Here is a 16,973-nt window from a genome sequence, read left to right on the forward strand (position 1 = left end):
TCCCGTCGGTTCCGCCATTTTTTAATTAAATATCAGTATGGCTCGGTAGCTCAGTCGGTAGAGCAGAGGACTGAAAATCCTCGTGTCGGCGGTTCGATTCCGTCCCGAGCCACCTTTATTTTGTGGAGGCTTAGCGAAGTGGCCAAACGCAGCAGACTGTAAATCTGTTCTCTCCGAGTTCGGTGGTTCGAATCCATCAGCCTCCACCAGTTTTATTACGAGCCATTAGCTCAGTTGGTAGAGCACCTGACTTTTAATCAGGGTGTCGAAGGTTCGAGTCCTTCATGGCTCATCATATAAAAGCATCTTGCTGAAAAGCAGGGTGCTTTTTTTGTATGCTTTTTAATAATGAATCTATTAAATGATCAGTTTATTGGAGTACAGTGCGTTATATTTATACTTTGCCTGGTAAATAGGATAAAATAAAGTTACTGAATAATGAAATTCAGCAATAATAAAAGCAATAGTGGAATTTTGGAAAGAATATCCCTACGAATGTTTTATATTCTTATGCCCTTGCTAGATGGATTGTAAGGAAGAATGGAGAAGGAATATAATTATGAATCTGATCAGTCTAAAGCAACAAATTGAGCACATTATTGGATGTTCTATTGCTGAACATCAGTGGACAATAGAGCAATGGAAAAATAGAAAAGCTCCAAAAGTAAAGCATAAGTCATCAGATACATTACATGTGGAGAATATACAGTCTAATTCTTATCTAATTCCTATAGTTATGCAGGAGAAGAAAGTTACTGTTTGGGAAATTATATTTTCCGATGCACCATTTAGAGCTGTATCGTTTGATGACACAGACACAGACACAGACACAGACACAGACACAGACACAGACACAGACACAGACACAGACACAGACACAGACACCTTCGTCATAAGACAGAAAATAGATGAAGCAGAGAGTCAGCAAATCGAAAATTTTAATAGTTTAAAAGCACATCAGGATCATAGAGGTGTAGCACATCTATCAGAAGAAAAAAGGATAGATCAGGTATATCAACTGTTAAAGCTTCTGCTTCCTTCTGTGATCGGATTGGAGTTAGAGCAGCCAGTTAATGCTGCAGACGAATCCGAACTGGCTGCACGAGAATTGGGACAATGGATTGTTCGCCAGTTGAGCAGCCGCAATCCTGCAGAGGCTATACCTGATGAGACTGTGCTACGTCAGCGTCTGAATATTTCGATGATTCCTTTTCTGCTGATAGTAGATAGTTTGCAGACCGGTAATCTGCAGCTCAAGGATTTGGAAAAGTTGTTATCCAGTTACTTCGATAGAGAATTGCTGCTTATTCCGCTCCACGATAATGAATGGCTTATTCTGGCGAATCACAATCTGCTCGAAGATGAAGAGCAGAATGATTCTTCTGCTCCCGGACGAGAAATATATAGTGAGCAGGAGGATACTGAAGAGGATGTACTAACCGCTTTTGCACTCGGTCTGCATGAACTTGTAGCGAGTGAATGGGTCGGAGTCTTCCATATTAGTGTGGCACGTCCATTGATACCAGCAGATAGGCTGGTACAGACGGTAGCCCAGTTAAGAGAGACGATTCATCTGGGTAAATTATTCCACGTATCTGATCATATTCATCTTCCCTGGGAAATGCGTCTTGAAAGTCTGCTATACCGTATACCTGTAGAAGAAAGACAACGGTTTGTGGATTCGGCGGAAGACCACTCGCATCTGTTTGGAGACGAAGAAACGGTAAGTACACTGGAGACTTTCTTCAAAATGGATTGTAATGTCAGTGAAACAGCCAAGCAGCTTTATATTCATCGTAATACACTATTATATCGACTCGACAAGATTAAGCAGGAGACGCAGCTGGATGTACGGCGGTTTGAAGATGCTGTATTGATGCGTTTGACACTGCTTTTGTATAAAGTGACAAAAAGTTAGATTTTTTTTTGTATAGTTTGTGGATGGAGTGGAAGAGAGGTTTGGAGTAAGATAGAAACAGATAAAGAAACCGGTTTCAAACATTCGTAAAATGAATGGATAGCTAGCCGGTTGGATGATTTGCTCTTTATCCTGTACTTGCTCCCATCCTTTCTGCTGCATAACAGTGATTATACATACTGCAAATGAAAAGGGGACCGAATTTGATCTATGACAGTTGTTATAGAGTGTATGATCGGTAGATAGCCTACAGATCAGCTCCAATACAATCAAGAATAGAATCAATTTGGTAAGCGTTTACAGATGAAGCGGATCATTTCTTTTACCAAGGATTAAAGACTTAATAATGAAAAGCTTCGCAATTATTCATCTGACTTTGATAAGAAGTCGGTATGAGGCAAGATTCAAAAAAACTACATCTATATTCAGGGAGGTTTTTTATTATGGCAGGCGTACGTTTAGAGCATATTTTCAAAAAATACCCGGGTTCCGATAAAGCTACAGTAGTTGACGTTAATCTGGATATTAAAGATAAAGAGTTTCTGGTACTAGTTGGTCCTTCCGGTTGTGGTAAATCTACGACGCTGCGTATGATTGCAGGTCTGGAAGAAATCTCTGAAGGTAAACTGTACATCGGAGACCGTGTAGTTAACGATGTAGCTCCAAAAGATCGCGATATCGCGATGGTATTCCAATCTTACGCCCTGTACCCTCATATGGATGTATACTCCAATATGGCATTTGGTCTGAAACTGCGTAAAGTGAAAAAAGAAGAAATCGACAGACGTGTTCGTGAAGCAGCGAAAATCCTGGATATCGAGCATTTGCTGGAGCGTAAACCAAAAGCGCTTTCCGGTGGTCAGCGTCAGCGTGTCGCACTGGGACGTGCGATTGTCCGTGATCCACAAGTCTTCCTGATGGATGAGCCGCTGTCCAACTTGGATGCTAAACTGCGTGGTCAGATGCGTGCGGAAATCACAAAACTGGCAAAACGTCTGCAAACGACTGTTATCTATGTAACGCATGATCAGATCGAAGCCATGACCATGGGCGATCGCATCGTCGTTATGAAAGAAGGTATCATTCAGCAGGCTGCTTCTCCAGAAGAGCTGTATAACCATCCGCGCAACATGTTCGTAGCCGGATTTATCGGATCTCCTACAATGAACTTTATCCGTGGTACACTGTCCGAGAAAAACGGAACAACTACTTTCTCCGCATCCGGTCTGGAACTGAGCTTGCCAGGTGGTAAAGCACAGGTAATGAAAGAGCAAGGTTATGTAGGTAAAGAAGTAATTCTGGGTGTTCGTCCAGAAGATATTCACGAAGAGCCAGTATTCCTGGAAGCTTCACCGAATACCGTATTTACTGCAAAAGTAGATGTATCCGAGAACCTGGGTCACGAAACACTGTTGTACCTGGGCGGTATCAGCTCCGATACAGTTATCGCTCGTGTAGACGGACGTTCCACTACACGTGACAATGCAACCGTAACGATGGCAATTGATATGAACAAAGCACATCTCTTCGATCCGCAATCCGAAGATAACCTGTTCTACACGGAGCCAGCAACTGTATAATTGTATACAGTAACCCGGTTGAATATAATGTAAATGAATCTGATCATCAGTGAACAGCAAGCAGATTGATGATCAATACGATAAAAGCTTATCGTGCCTGTTAATATAAGGGTACGGTAAGCTTTTTTGTTGCAATTGCTTGTTAGCCCGCAGCATAATTTGTGTAGGTGTAGGTGTAGGTGTAGGTGTAGGTGTAGGTGTAGGTGTAGGTGTTCCAAAAGATAGTTGTTTTTTTAATGGGTTTTATACAGGCTGGGTTCAGATGGTTATACGACATTATGTAATTATACATAAAATGATTTAAAAACAGGATTTCATCATAGACTGTTCATAATGAAGAGATACACTTAATGAGAAGTGAGAAGTGAGAAGTGAGAAGTGAGAAGTGAGAAGTGAGAAGTGAGAAGTGAGAAGTGAGAAGTGAGAAGTGAGAAGTGAGAAGTGAGAAGTGCATATGTTCTGACTGCCATGAGAGCCTTTGTTCTGAGTGATGATATATGACCACAATAAAGCGGTTAATCTGCTGATATAATTGATTTCAGTACCGTTTTCCATTACCATTGGTACATTGGGAATAATATGTACTCCGATTTATGGTCATAATCAAATACGAGACAAGGGATCCACTCAGGGAAAGGAAGAACAGTATGGCTAAACATGTGAAGGTTTCGGAATTAGTGCAGATGTTCCAATTTGAGGTTGTATCCGGGGGACAGGGCTTAAAACGAAACATTATCGTAGATGATCTGAACCGGCCCGGTTTGGAAATGGCAGGATATTTTGAATACTATCCTACAGAGCGTGTACAAATTCTGGGAAGAACAGAACTCGCTTTTTTCAAAATGCTCACCCATGAAGAAAAAGCAGAGCGTATGGGCAAGCTATGTAATGAAGATACACCATGTATTATTGTTACACGTGGTCTCGAAGTACCCGAGGAACTGATCGAAGCCAGTGATGCCCATAATCTGCCTGTACTGCGCAGCAATTTGTCTACAACAATCCTGCACAGCCGGATTACCAACTTCCTGGAGAAAAAGCTCGCACCTACAGCAACGATTCACGGTGTACTCGTAGACGTATACGGTGTAGGTATGCTGATTACCGGCAGCAGCGGTATCGGTAAAAGTGAAACAGCGCTGGAACTGGTCAAGCGCGGACACCGCCTGATCGCGGATGACGCGGTAGAAATCCGTCAGACGTCGGATAATCAGCTGCATGGTACAGCACCAGAACTGATCCGCCATCTGCTGGAAATCCGCGGAGTCGGTATTATCAACGTGATGACTCTGTTTGGCGCAGGTGCGATTCGCAACAATAAACGTATTACGCTGGTAGTACGTCTGGAAGCATGGCAGCAGGACAAGCAGTACGACCGTATCGGTCTGGATGAAGAAACGACGCAAATCATCGATACCGATGTACCACTCGTTACCATCCCTGTACGTCCCGGCCGTAACTTGGCTGTTATCATTGAAGTGGCGGCAATGAACTTCCGCCTGAAGCGTATGGGGTACAATGCAGCTCTCCAATTCACGCACAAATTGACCGAGACGATCGCCGAAGATCTCGACGAACTGGATTAAGGAGAGGGTATGCATGGGGACAGCTTTAATTAATCCGATTGCTTTTGCAATCGGGCCACTGGAGGTGCACTGGTACGGTCTGATCCTGGGCCTCGGTGCACTGGTGGGTCTGGTACTGGCGCTACGGGAGGGAAACCGGTTCGGGATTCCGCAAGAATTTTTCATGGATCTGGTATTGTTCGGAGTACCGTCCGCCATTATCGCTGCGCGAATCTATTATGTTGCTTTTCGCTGGCCGGATTACAAAGATAACTTTGTAGATGTATTCAAAATCTGGAATGGCGGTATTGCGATTTATGGTGCACTGATCGGTGCTATTCTCTGTGGCGTGATCTATACACGTTATAAAGGCTACAATTTCTGGCGGATTGCTGATATTTGTGCACCGGGTTTGCTGGCAGGTCAGCTGATCGGCCGTTGGGGGAACTTTGTAAACCAGGAAGCTTACGGCGGACCTGTCGATGAGTCCTTCCTGCGCAGTAATCTGCATTTGCCGGATTACATTGTTAATCAGATGAATGTAAATGGTGTATTCCATCATCCAACGTTCCTGTACGAGTCCTTATGGAACTTGGTAGGCATTCTGCTGATCTTTGTGCTGCGCCGCCGTCATTTTGTTCGTGCCGGTGAAATCTTTATGTACTACTTTATCTGGTATGGTATTGGTCGTTTCTTTATCGAAGCACTGCGTACCGACAGTCTTACCTTTGATGGTCCGGTCTGGCTGGCTTCATTCGTGAATAGTCTATGGACACCAATGACCTGGTTTGGATTTGAGCAAGGCGCTATTGAACCGGGATATGGCAATATTCGCGTCTCCCAGCTGTTGTCTCTTGTGCTGATCGTGGCTGCGATCATTATTATTATTGTCCGTCGCCGTGCTGGCTGGTCGAAAGAACATTATAGCGATCCGATTCTGTCGACCAAAGTAGCTCATCATGATCCTGTACCGGATAATCATCATACAGAGCATCCGACTGCTGCAGGCACTTCTAAAACAGCAGAGTCGGATACTCATGAAAAGCTGCACCCTGAACGTAAGGAGTAATCAAACATGATAGATACGATATTATTTGATCTGGATGGTACGATTGTAAATACGAATGAGCTGATTATCTCTTCATTCCTTCATATCATGAGTCAGCAGCCTGCTGCAGCGCTCACCAGGGAACAAATCATTCCCCATATGGGTTTGACACTGGAACAGCAGCTGCGTACTTTCTCCGGTCTGGAGGATGTGACGGCGCTGGTAGCTGCTTATCGCGAATACAGCTCGCTGCACCATGATGATATGGTAGCTCCATTCCCGGAAGTGAATGAAGTGCTGGCACGACTCAAAGCAGAAGGATTCAAGTTGGGCGTAGTAACCACTAAAATCCGCGCGACTACAACCCGTGTACTGGAACTGTTCGAAATGGCCCAGTACATGGATGTGATTATTACGCTGGATGATGTAGAGCGTCCCAAGCCGGATGCACAACCTGTACAAAGAGCGCTGGCAGCATTGAACTCATCGCCTGAGCACGCGCTGATGGTCGGTGACAGCCCGGCTGATCTGCAGGCAGCAGCAGCTGCGGGTGTACGCTCGGCAGCTGTTGCCTGGTCACTCAAAGGAGAAGCAGAGTTGTCCAAGTATCACCCGACGTATATTCTGCATACCATGAGTGATCTGTATGAACTGGTACTCGGGGATCCGGTCGACCGATGAGAAAAGTGGAGCGTTATCCCGTGGAAGGCAATCGGAATGCGCTGCGTCAAATTTATAAAACAGTGAGCCCCTGGAAAGGGGTTCGCAATTTTGTTTTTATACAGATATCGAGATACTGTCCGATTCTGGAAATGAAAAACTGGATTTATCGTCATCTGCTCCGAATGGAAGTGGGACAGGATACTGCGTTTGGATTAATGGTCATGGTCGATGTATTTTTCCCCGAGCGCATCAAGATCGGCAAAAATACCGTTATTGGCTATAATACAACGATTCTTGCCCATGAATATCTGATCCGTGAATACCGTCTGGGTGATGTAGTGATTGGCGATGAAGTTATGATCGGCGCTAACAGTACCATCCTGCCGGGAGTCACGATTGGAGATGGAGCTATTGTGGCGGCAGGTTCAGTAGTACATAAAGATGTAGCTGCCGGTACCTTTGTCGGTGGTAATCCTTTGCGTGTACTATCACGGAAAAATCCGGAAATATTGGGCAATGTTAATGAAGTAATATTAACGGATCCCTCTCCGGACCACCAAACAGAGCAGTAAAAAGGTTCAGAATGAGTACTGGATAGCGGTATATAACATTCTGGATGTGAGAATGAGAATGGTGCAGACATGGCGGCTTTATGGGGCGAATGGACAAGCCCGGGAATAGTAAAGTCGATAACCTGTTGTACCATTTCAATTGTAAGGAGATGCTTTAACATTGAATCCAATCAAGAAAGAGCGGCTGCCACAGCTTGATTTCTTTCGGGCTATTGCCATTATAGGTGTGCTGCATGTGCATTCTACGTCCAATGCGACGATAGAAGCCGTCAACACCTCGCTGTATTATGTATTTAATTTTTTGAATCTGTTTTTCAAGTACGGTACACCTTCGTTTATTTTCCTGAGCAGCTTTGTACTGTTTTATAATTATTATGATCGTCCGCTGACCGGTAAATTGATTGGCAGCTTTTATAAAAAGCGGATGCTGTACATTCTGCTGCCGTATATTTTGATCTCGGCGCTGTATTTCCTGTACAAGCTCAATAATAATGATCGATTTGATGAACCGATCGGCGTATTGCTGGGTGACTATGTTCATGCCATTTTCCATGGCTCGGCCTGGACTCATCTGTACTTTGTATTTATCAGTGTGCAGTTCTATATTCTCTTCCCGCTGATGCTGGCACTACTCAAAAGTCAGCGCTGGATCGCACGCTGGGCGCTGCCAATTGGTCTGGCGATTCAATGGGGCTGGGTATTATGGAACAAATATGATCTGCATTATGCGAGTAAAGGAAGTATTGCTCTATCGTATTTTGCGTACTACCTGATGGGGGCATTTGTAGCGATTTACTTCAAGCCTTTCCGTTCCTGGGTAATGAGCAAATGGAGCGAGATGCGGCGTATCCAGAAGATCAGCACAATTGTGCTCTGGGCCAGTTGGCTGATCACCGGTCTGATCTATGTGCAGATCTGGTATGATGCCCGTCTGACCAATGAATGGCTGGATTCGCTCTGGTATGAATTCATGTGGAATATCTACACGATGTTGTCTTCTCTGGTATTGTTCCACAGCGCATTTATCCTGCATCGACGTGCACCGGCATGGTTGCTGGCGATTCTGCGTCGTCTGGGAGAGATATCCTTTGCTGTGTATCTGGTTCATCCGTTCCTGCTTGCCTTTTACCGGGAGACGCAGGATCAGTTCTCGATGAGCACGATTACGTATTTCTGCTGGATCTATGGAGGTCTGATCTTTGCTTTGGTGGTCTCGTCCATTATTGTACAGATTATGTTTAGACGGGTTCCCTTCTCATGGGTACTACTCGGAAGTGTTCCGGCTTCTTTATCCAAAAAGAAACGCGATAATAAGGATAACACCAAACGCACACGTAAAACGGATGCGGTTCAGCGAACCAGTCCATAATAGGAATAGCGCAGGCAATAGCTTGTATCAATAAATCTAAAAGGTCACCTCTAATGCAGGTGGCCTTTTTGTATAGCTAAAAATAAGCGTAATGGATAGAAGGATAGCGAATAGCCTCCGGATTTTATTTTCCGGGAAATAAGAAGGAGAATGACTGCCCAGTGGGTAATTGGGATAGAGAGCAATCGAAAAGGCTATAGACGATTAGAAGTGCCTATGAAGTAGTTGGATGAAGAGCATCTGCTGCCTGAAAATATAGTATGTAAATTGAGTAGATAAAGAGGCAGATATAAAAGCACAAAGGAAGCACTATAGAAGCTATATCGAGAAATGGATGTCAATTGACTGTACAGTTACGGTGTGGTAATATATCAAATATCCTTTACTTTATTAGCAAAGTACCACTTTAATGTGATAAAATATTGTGTGATCAGGGGTGACTGTTTTGTCCAAGCCAAAAGGATTCGAAAAACCGACAGGTGTGCGTGATTATCTACCGCATGTCGTGTCCAAGCTGCGGTACATTGAAGAAAATGTGCTTCAGTCTATGTCCCAGTGGGGCTATCGCCAGATCATTACGCCAACACTTGAATATTACGATACCGTAGGAGTCGCCAGCTCGACCTCCGACCGTAAACTATATAAAATGCTAAATAACCGTGGTACAACGATGGTGCTGCGCTCGGATATGACAACACCGATCGCGCGTGTAATGGGCTCCCTCCTCAAAGAAGAGCCGTTGCCGATCCGGTTGGCCTATCATGCGAATGTATTTCGCTCTATTGAAGAAGAAGCCGGACGGGAAGCTGAATTTTTCCAGACGGGAGCCGAGCTGGTAGGTGTGGATTCTCCTGAAGGAGATGCGGAAGTGATTGCTCTCGCCATTGCTTGTCTGCAGGCGGCAGGGGTGCAGAATTTTAAAATATCGCTCGGTCATGTAGGCTTCTTGAGCGGACTTCTGGAAGAAGCATTGCCAGGCAAAGTGCGTGAGCAGGAGGCGCTCAAGGATCGACTGCTAAACCGTGATTTTGTAGGCTTCCGGGAACAATTATCTGCCTTTAACCTGTCTAACGCGCAGCGTAGTGAGCTGGAAGGGCTGCTACGGCTACGGGGAGCCGCAGAGATCTGCGAGCAGGCTCTGGAAATCAGCAATAATGAACAGGCATCCGCTTCGATTCGTCACCTGTGCAAGGTATGGGAAGTGCTGGAAGCGTACGATATCTCGAAATACGTGATGATTGATCTGACCATGATCGGCAACTTCTCTTATTACACAGGAATGGTGTTTGAAGGTTATGCAGCGGAGCTGGGATCACCAATCTGCAGCGGCGGCCGCTATGATAATCTGCTGGCACAGTTTGGACGTTCTGTGGTAGCAACCGGATTTGCACTTAAAACAAATCGAATTCTGGATGGAGTGCAACTACCTGTACCACAACCGGAAAAACCAATTATGGTTACTTACGATGCAGCCAGCCGGCGTGAAGCTTTTGCCCATGCAGCGAGTCTGCGGCAGCAGGGGAAAATGGTAGTTACCGAGTATGCTGCAGAAGCGACAAATGATAATCTTTCTTCGGATGGTTATGGAGAGATTGTTCATTTTAAAAGTGGCAGCCCGGCGATTAGCCAATAACACGAATCAAGAACTGCAAATTAGAACAGGGAGATGTATACCCTATGAGTCAGATTCTGAAAGTAGCGATGCCCAAAGGGCGTATTTATAAAAAAGCAGCCGAGCTGTTCTTGCAGGCGGGTATTCCAATTCCAACCGATGTGGATGAATCGCGCAAGCTAATTGTAGAGCTGCCAGAAGCAAAAATGGAGTTCATTCTAGCCAAACCAGTTGATGTACCGATCTATGTCGAGCATGGAGTAGCGGATATTGGCATTGTCGGCAAGGATGTACTGATGGAAGAAAACCGCGATGTATATGAACTGCTCGATCTTGGAATCGCCCGCTGCCGCATGTCTGTAATTGCTCTGCCGGATTGGCAGCCGGGTATTCAGCAACGTGTAGCGACCAAGTATCCGAATGTAGCTTCCCAGTATTTCCGTGAACGCGGACAGCAGGTTGAAGTGATCAAGCTGAATGGATCGATTGAACTGGCGCCTATGATCGGACTGGCTGATCGTATCGTCGATATGGTAGAGACCGGACAGACACTACGGGAAAATGGACTGGTCGAGATGGAGGAACTATTCGGTATCACCAGTCGATTGATTGCCAACCGGGTGAGCTACCGGATGAAGAGTGAAGAAATCCAGCAGCTGTGTGATCAGCTGCAAAAGGTCATTCAGCCATCGACAGCAAATGAGACCTAGGAAATCAGATAGTAGACAATAGACCGGGTGATCCTGATTGGGTACCCGCAGACATAGCAAGGTATGAAGCAAGGGGGAATGTATTGTGAGAATAGTATCTGCACAGGAATTTGATTTGCGGCGTGAAGTGGACTATGGTTCACCGGAGCAGAATGCTGTGGTACAACAGATTGTACAGCGTGTGAAGCAGGAGGGAGATACAGCTCTGCTGCAATATACTGCGCAGTTTGATCGGGTAGAGCTGGCAGCGGACCAGCTGCGAGTGACGGAAGAAGAACTACAGGCTGCCTACGCGCAGGTAGAACCTTCTTTTATTACAGCCATTACACTGGCGGCGGACAATATCCGTCAGTTTCACCAGAAGCAAAAGCGTAATTCCTGGATGGATCTGCAGCCTGATGGCAGTCTGCTCGGTCAGATTATTTGTCCACTGCAGCGAGTCGGCGTATATGTGCCTGGTGGAAAAGCCGCATACCCTTCCTCGGTACTGATGAATGTGATTCCTGCGCAGGTAGCCGGTGTACCGCAGATTGTGATGGTGACACCACCGGCAACAGGCGGAACCGAAGGCATCGATCCGTATATTCTGGTCACAGCAGCCGAAGCAGGTGTAACGGAGATTTACCGTATCGGTGGCGCACAAGCCATAGCAGCACTGGCGTATGGCACAGACAGCATCGATCCGGTCGATAAAATATGCGGTCCGGGTAATATCTATGTAGCTCTCGCCAAGCGGGAAGTATACGGTGTAGTCGATATCGACAGTATCGCCGGTCCGAGTGAAATCGTTGTACTGGCTGATCATCTGGCAAATCCGGTCTATATAGCAGCGGATCTATTGTCTCAGGCCGAGCATGATGAGATGGCATCTGCGATTCTGGTGACGTCTTCCCGGGAAATCGCCGATGCAGTCGCAGCCGAAGTGGAACGACAGCTGGAAAGTCTGCCGCGCAAGGAGATTGCGACTGCTTCAATTCGCAATTATGGCGCCATTATCGTCACACAAGATATTGCAGAAGGTGTCCGTATCGTAAACCGACTGGCACCGGAGCATCTGGAGATTATGGTCGATCAGCCGATGAATGTACTGGGCATGATCGAAAATGCAGGAGCGATTTTCCTTGGTAATTACAGTTCGGAGCCAGTAGGGGATTACTTTGCCGGACCGAATCATATTATTCCGACCAATGGTACAGCGCGCTTCTCTTCACCGGTAGATGTGGACGATTTTATCAAAAAGTCGAGTATGATCTATTACAGCAAGGAAGCGCTGCTGACGAATGGTAATATCATTATGGAGCTCGCCCGTCATGAAGGATTGGAAGGTCATGCACGTGCGATTCAGGTACGGCTGGAACAGGAAGGAAGCTGAGACAGGAGTGTATCGTCTGTCTTGGATAGCATTGCATATATAAAATAGCAGGAGACCAGGGGGAGAATTCATATGTCAACCGAGAATCAAAGTACACGCCAGGCAGAAGTGAGCCGCAAAACGAACGAGACCAATATCCAGTTGGCTTTTCAGGTGGATGGAACAGGACAGGCCGAGATTGAGACGGATGTTCCTTTTCTGAATCATATGCTGGATCTGTTCACCAAGCATGGGCATTTTGATCTCAAGCTCAAAGCACAGGGAGATATTGAGATTGATGATCATCATACGGTAGAAGACATCGGGATCTGCCTGGGTCAGACGTTGCGTGAAGCGCTTGGAGACAAGCGTGGTATCAAGCGGTATGCAAGTGTATTTGTGCCGATGGATGAAGCGCTGGCACAGGTGGTAATCGATGTGAGCAACCGCCCTCACTTTGAATATCGGGCTGAATATCCTTCTACTCAGGTGGGAAGTTTCCAGGTGGAGCTGGTACATGAATTTCTGTGGAAATTGGCCCTGGAAGCACGTATTACCCTGCATGTGATCGTACATTACGGTCAGAATACGCATCATATGATCGAAGCAGTATTCAAGGCACTGGGACGTGCTATTGATGAAGCAACCTCTATTGATCCGCGTGTAACAGGAGTACCTTCGACGAAGGGAGTGCTGTAACCGATGGCGATTGCGATTGTAGATTACGGTATCGGCAATCTGCACAGCGTCAGCAAGGCAATTGAGCGGCTCGGCTATGAATATGTCATCACAGGCGATAAGGATGAGATCTTTGCAGCCGAGGGAGTGATACTGCCTGGCGTAGGTGCATTTGGCGATGCAATGAATCATATCCGTGAAGGTGGAATGGATCATATCGTACAGGAGGTTGCTGACAGCGGCAAGCCGCTGCTGGGCATCTGTCTGGGTATGCAGCTACTGTTCAGTGAAGGCGAAGAATATGGCGTTCATCGGGGTCTGGATATTTTGTCGGGCCGGGTAGTACGTTTCCAGGAGGGCGATTACAAGATTCCTCATATGGGCTGGAACAAGCTGGAGTATCAGCGTCCTGAAGATCCGCTAGTGAGAGATTTGTACGAAGGACATGTGTATTTTGTCCATTCTTATCATGTGCAGCCGGATCGCACCGAGGATCTGATTGCTGTAGCGGATTATGGACAGCCGGTGACTGCCATTGTAGGCCGGGATAATGTATACGGAATGCAATTTCATCCGGAAAAGAGCGGAGAGCTGGGCAGGTTGCTGCTGCGCAACTTTCTCGCCCTGTCGACTGGTGAAAGACTGGATCATCCGGCAGATATCGTTATGAACCGTACAGAGAGCCAGTAATCATATTCATTCTATCGAACGAGGGGGAACCATATTGTCTTCTTTTACCATTTATCCGGCCATTGATATTCGCGGCGGCCGTTGTGTGCGCCTGATCCAGGGCGATTATAATCAGGAAACAGTATACAATGAAGACCCGGCAGCTGTTGCAGCAGACTTTGCTGCGCAGGGAGCCGGGTATGTACATTTGGTGGATCTGGATGGTGCCAAAGCCGGCCATCCGGTCAATCATGAGCTGATTGGACGTATTGCCCGTCAGGTGCAGGTACCCGTGCAGGTAGGCGGTGGACTACGTACACTGCAGGATGTAGAAAAGCTGCTCGAGCTGGGTGTCAGTCGCGTCATTATTGGCACGGCAGCGATTGAGGATCGTGAATTTACAGAGTCTGTACTGGCGACTTATGGCAGTCAGGTCGCTATCGGTATCGATGCACGTAATGGATACGTAGCAACCCGTGGCTGGCTGGAGACCTCCGAAGTAAAAGCCGAAGAGCTGGCTATCCAATTGGCTGCCAAAGGAGCAGAGACATTTATTTTTACCGACATCTCTCGTGATGGCATGATGCAGGGACCGAATATTGAAGCAATAGCAGCGATTGCACAGGCATCCGGCAAGCAGGTGATTGCTTCCGGCGGTGTTACGGTGCTGGATGATCTGGTGAAGCTGGCAGAGCGGCGTGAGCAGGGAATTAGCGGTGCGATCGTGGGCAAAGCGATATATACTGGCAAAATTGATCTGAAGCAGGCACTGCAGACGATCCGGTAAAGGAGGGCAACTCATGCTCGCAAAGCGTATTATCCCATGTCTGGACGTCAAAGAAGGACGGGTCGTCAAAGGTGTGAATTTTGTAAATCTGCGGGATGCTGGTGATCCGGTAGAGCTGGCTGCGCTATATGATCGCGAAGGTGCGGATGAGCTGGTCTTTCTGGATATCTCTGCTTCGGTAGAAGGTCGGGAGACGATGGTAGATGTAGTGCGCCGCACAGCCGGAGAAATCTCGATTCCATTTACAGTCGGCGGGGGGATCTCCTCGGTAGAGGATATGAAAAAAATCCTGCGCGCTGGCGCCGACAAGATCGGTATTAACACAGCAGCCGTGCTGAATCCACAGCTGATTAATGAAGGGGCGCAGCGCTTTGGTGCCCAGTGTATCGTTGTAGCAGTTGATGCCAAATTCAATCCCGAATGGAACGAGTGGGAAGTATACACACACGGAGGCCGCAAGCCGACCGGCATCAAAGCATTGGAGTGGGTTCGTGAAGCCGAGCAGCGCGGTGCCGGGGAAATTCTGCTCACTAGCATGGATGCGGATGGAACCAAGGATGGATTTGATTTGCCGCTGACCAAAGCGGTCTGCGAGGCGGTGAATATTCCGGTAATTGCATCCGGTGGAGCCGGGAAGCCAGAGCATTTCTACGACGTGTTTGATCAGGCTAATGCCGATGCAGGTCTCGCAGCGACTATTTTCCACTATAAAGAGATTTCGATTCCTGCGCTTAAAACGGAATTGAAGGCTGAAGGAGTGGAGATCCGTTGAGTAATGATCAGCTGCAATCGGAGATGATTCATCAGTCGCTCTCTCTGGAGGAGCTGACGACTGCGATTAAATGGGATAGCCACGGACTCGTACCGACTATCGTACAGGATGCTACCAGCAAAAATGTACTGATGATGGCCTACATGAATGCGGAATCGCTGCGCCGCTCCCTGGATTCCGGCGAGACCTGGTTCTGGAGCCGGTCCCGCCAGGAATACTGGCACAAAGGCGGTACGTCAGGCAATACGCAGCGTATCCAGTCGCTGTATTACGATTGTGATGGAGATACGCTGCTGCTATTAGTGGAAGCAAATGGACCAGCCTGCCATACAGGCAGAATAAGCTGCTTTTATAATGAGGTGAATACAGTGGACAATAAGCCAACTTTTCAAAATAATACAGTCAATGCCAATAACGATACATCAGGAGCAGCGGCCGGCAAAGACCGGTTCGCTATTCTGGCTGAACTGGAGCAGATGATCGCTGATCGTGAGCGTGAACGTCCGGAAGGTGCCTATACCACGTATCTGTTCGAGAAAGGGATCGATAAGATTCTGAAAAAAGTCGGCGAAGAGACTGCCGAGACAATTATCGCTGCCAAAAACGGAGATAACGAAGAGCTGCGCTATGAAGTGAGCGATCTGATCTATCACCTGCTCGTGCTGCTGCAGGAACGCAAGGTACCGCTGGATGATGTACTAGCCGAGCTGGATCGTCGTCATGAGCGTCCACGCAAAGACTAATAGGATGGAAGGGAGGAAGCGGCGATGCTGATTGACTATCATACTCATCACGTCCGGTGTGGCCATGCTATTGGTGAACTGGAGGAATATGTACAGCGGGGGATAGAGCTAGGATTGTCCCAGCTTGGATTATCCGATCATCTGCCGCTGATCCATGTAGACCCGTCTACCTATTATCCGGAAATGGCGATGCCTATGGATGAACTGCCACGCTATGTGGAAGAGTGTCTCATGCTCAAAGACAAATATCGGGATCAGATATCGATTCGGGTAGGGCTGGAAGCCGATTATATCGAAGGGTATGAAGAAGTGATCGGTAAGATACTGGACAGTTATTCTTTTGACTATGTGATCGGTTCTGTACATTTCCTGGGAGAGTGGGATATCTCGGATCATCGCCAGACGCATCAGTGGGAGGGCAAGCAGATCCTGGATGTGTACCGTCAGTACTATGAGGCTGTACAAAAAGCCGCAGCCACCGGTTTTTATGATATTGCCGGTCATCTGGATGTCATCAAGCGATTTGGCTACATTCCAGAGCCGGAGCAGGCAGAAGAACGAATTGCACTGGAAAATGCAGCTCTGCAAGCTGTCAAAAAAGCGGACATGGTAATGGAGCTGAACTCCTCCGGTCTGTCCAAAGTGTGCAAGGAAATCTTCCCTTCCCGTCGTATCGTAGAGCAGGCTATCGCTCTGGGTATCCCGCTTACGCTCGGCTCGGACGCGCATGATCCGCTGAAGCTGAGCGATCATTTGGACGAAGCAAGAGCACTACTCACCGATCTTGGCGTGCAGCAGATTGCTACATTCGAGAATCGCCAGCGCTCTATGGTACCGCTGAATGACTAAATGTCCGGATTCCACAAGTTTATTTTTTATTTGGAAATGAAATAATAAAAAGTATAGAGATGTATGTAATCCTACTTCTGTACAACA

At 47.0% G+C, this 16,973-nt stretch carries 16 protein-coding genes and 3 tRNA genes; all 19 read left to right on the forward strand.

Features of this window, described 5'->3' with window-relative positions; translation table 11 throughout:
- The first annotated feature begins 39 nt into the window (after nt 1–39).
- The 19 genes from H065_RS0119915 (at nt 40) to hisJ (ending at nt 16,886) form a co-directional block, all read left to right on the forward strand.
- A tRNA-Phe gene (locus tag H065_RS0119915) sits at nt 40–112 on the forward strand.
- A gap of 12 nt (nt 113–124) precedes the next feature.
- Nucleotides 125–209 (forward strand) — tRNA-Tyr (locus tag H065_RS0119920).
- Nucleotides 210–219: 10 nt separating this feature from the next.
- A tRNA-Lys gene (locus H065_RS0119925) sits at nt 220–292 on the forward strand.
- Nucleotides 293–1,042: 750 nt separating this feature from the next.
- Nucleotides 1,043–1,918: a PucR family transcriptional regulator gene (locus H065_RS0119935; protein ID WP_017814852.1), complete on the forward strand. Its 876-nt coding sequence runs from the start codon at nt 1,043–1,045 to the stop codon at nt 1,916–1,918.
- Between the two features lie 443 nt (nt 1,919–2,361).
- On the forward strand, nt 2,362–3,498 hold the full coding sequence (locus H065_RS0119940) for an ABC transporter ATP-binding protein (protein ID WP_017814853.1): 1,137 nt from the start codon (nt 2,362–2,364) through the stop codon (nt 3,496–3,498).
- 647 nt (nt 3,499–4,145) lie between these two features.
- On the forward strand, nt 4,146–5,084 hold the full coding sequence (hprK, locus tag H065_RS0119945; protein ID WP_017814854.1) for an HPr(Ser) kinase/phosphatase: 939 nt from the start codon (nt 4,146–4,148) through the stop codon (nt 5,082–5,084).
- A 13-nt stretch (nt 5,085–5,097) separates the two neighbouring features.
- Nucleotides 5,098–6,132 carry a prolipoprotein diacylglyceryl transferase gene (lgt, locus tag H065_RS0119950; protein ID WP_017814855.1) on the forward strand — a complete coding sequence of 345 codons (1,035 nt, stop codon included), beginning with the start codon at nt 5,098–5,100 and terminating at the stop codon, nt 6,130–6,132.
- A gap of 6 nt (nt 6,133–6,138) precedes the next feature.
- A complete protein-coding gene (ppaX, locus tag H065_RS0119955; RefSeq protein ID WP_017814856.1) occupies nt 6,139–6,792 on the forward strand; it encodes a pyrophosphatase PpaX in 654 nt (217 codons plus the stop codon).
- Nucleotides 6,789–7,346: an acyltransferase gene (locus H065_RS0119960; protein WP_017814857.1), complete on the forward strand. Its 558-nt coding sequence runs from the start codon at nt 6,789–6,791 to the stop codon at nt 7,344–7,346. The genes ppaX and H065_RS0119960 overlap by 4 nt, the downstream gene beginning before the upstream one ends.
- A 160-nt stretch (nt 7,347–7,506) precedes the next feature.
- A complete protein-coding gene (locus H065_RS26465) occupies nt 7,507–8,715 on the forward strand; it encodes an acyltransferase (protein ID WP_017814858.1) in 1,209 nt (402 codons plus the stop codon).
- A gap of 445 nt (nt 8,716–9,160) precedes the next feature.
- Nucleotides 9,161–10,348 (forward strand): ATP phosphoribosyltransferase regulatory subunit, encoded by a 1,188-nt coding sequence (locus H065_RS0119970; RefSeq protein WP_017814859.1) that lies wholly within the window; start codon nt 9,161–9,163, stop codon nt 10,346–10,348.
- 44 nt (nt 10,349–10,392) lie between these two features.
- Complete coding sequence (hisG, locus tag H065_RS0119975) at nt 10,393–11,037, forward strand: ATP phosphoribosyltransferase (protein WP_017814860.1); 645 nt, start codon at nt 10,393–10,395, stop codon at nt 11,035–11,037.
- 85 nt (nt 11,038–11,122) lie between these two features.
- Nucleotides 11,123–12,409, forward strand: coding sequence for a histidinol dehydrogenase (gene hisD / locus H065_RS0119980; protein ID WP_017814861.1), 1,287 nt, complete (start codon nt 11,123–11,125; stop codon nt 12,407–12,409).
- Nucleotides 12,410–12,481: 72 nt separating this feature from the next.
- Nucleotides 12,482–13,087: an imidazoleglycerol-phosphate dehydratase HisB gene (gene hisB / locus H065_RS0119985; protein WP_017814862.1), complete on the forward strand. Its 606-nt coding sequence runs from the start codon at nt 12,482–12,484 to the stop codon at nt 13,085–13,087.
- Between the two features lie 3 nt (nt 13,088–13,090).
- Complete coding sequence (gene hisH / locus H065_RS0119990) at nt 13,091–13,756, forward strand: imidazole glycerol phosphate synthase subunit HisH (RefSeq protein ID WP_017814863.1); 666 nt, start codon at nt 13,091–13,093, stop codon at nt 13,754–13,756.
- A 34-nt stretch (nt 13,757–13,790) separates the two neighbouring features.
- On the forward strand, nt 13,791–14,522 hold the full coding sequence (gene hisA / locus H065_RS0119995) for a 1-(5-phosphoribosyl)-5-[(5-phosphoribosylamino)methylideneamino]imidazole-4-carboxamide isomerase (RefSeq protein ID WP_017814864.1): 732 nt from the start codon (nt 13,791–13,793) through the stop codon (nt 14,520–14,522).
- Nucleotides 14,523–14,535: 13 nt separating this feature from the next.
- Nucleotides 14,536–15,294 carry an imidazole glycerol phosphate synthase subunit HisF gene (gene hisF, locus H065_RS0120000; protein ID WP_017814865.1) on the forward strand — a complete coding sequence of 253 codons (759 nt, stop codon included), beginning with the start codon at nt 14,536–14,538 and terminating at the stop codon, nt 15,292–15,294.
- A gap of 23 nt (nt 15,295–15,317) precedes the next feature.
- Nucleotides 15,318–16,037: a bifunctional phosphoribosyl-AMP cyclohydrolase/phosphoribosyl-ATP diphosphatase HisIE gene (hisIE, locus tag H065_RS0120005; RefSeq protein ID WP_036630462.1), complete on the forward strand. Its 720-nt coding sequence runs from the start codon at nt 15,318–15,320 to the stop codon at nt 16,035–16,037.
- Between the two features lie 24 nt (nt 16,038–16,061).
- Nucleotides 16,062–16,886 (forward strand): histidinol-phosphatase HisJ, encoded by an 825-nt coding sequence (gene hisJ / locus H065_RS0120010; RefSeq protein ID WP_017814867.1) that lies wholly within the window; start codon nt 16,062–16,064, stop codon nt 16,884–16,886.
- Nucleotides 16,887–16,973 lie beyond the last annotated feature (87 nt).

It is taken from the genome of Paenibacillus shenyangensis, from assembly GCF_000346635.1.
In the GTDB taxonomy this organism is placed as follows: Bacteria; Bacillota; Bacilli; order Paenibacillales; family Paenibacillaceae; genus Saccharibacillus; species Saccharibacillus dauci.

Excerpts from the sequence above, each read along its gene's own strand:
- H065_RS0119940 (WP_017814853.1), top strand. The coding sequence starts at position 2,362 with ATGGCAGGCGTACGTTTAGAGCATATTTTCAAAAAATACCCGGGTTCC.
- hprK (WP_017814854.1), top strand. The coding sequence starts at position 4,146 with ATGGCTAAACATGTGAAGGTTTCGGAATTAGTGCAGATGTTCCAATTT.
- lgt (WP_017814855.1), top strand. The coding sequence starts at position 5,098 with ATGGGGACAGCTTTAATTAATCCGATTGCTTTTGCAATCGGGCCACTG.
- ppaX (WP_017814856.1), top strand. The coding sequence starts at position 6,139 with ATGATAGATACGATATTATTTGATCTGGATGGTACGATTGTAAATACG.
- H065_RS0119960 (WP_017814857.1), top strand. The coding sequence starts at position 6,789 with ATGAGAAAAGTGGAGCGTTATCCCGTGGAAGGCAATCGGAATGCGCTG.
- hisG (WP_017814860.1), top strand. The coding sequence starts at position 10,393 with ATGAGTCAGATTCTGAAAGTAGCGATGCCCAAAGGGCGTATTTATAAA.
- hisB (WP_017814862.1), top strand. The coding sequence starts at position 12,482 with ATGTCAACCGAGAATCAAAGTACACGCCAGGCAGAAGTGAGCCGCAAA.
- hisH (WP_017814863.1), top strand. The coding sequence starts at position 13,091 with ATGGCGATTGCGATTGTAGATTACGGTATCGGCAATCTGCACAGCGTC.
- hisF (WP_017814865.1), top strand. The coding sequence starts at position 14,536 with ATGCTCGCAAAGCGTATTATCCCATGTCTGGACGTCAAAGAAGGACGG.
- hisIE (WP_036630462.1), top strand. The coding sequence starts at position 15,318 with ATGATTCATCAGTCGCTCTCTCTGGAGGAGCTGACGACTGCGATTAAA.
- hisJ (WP_017814867.1), top strand. The coding sequence starts at position 16,062 with ATGCTGATTGACTATCATACTCATCACGTCCGGTGTGGCCATGCTATT.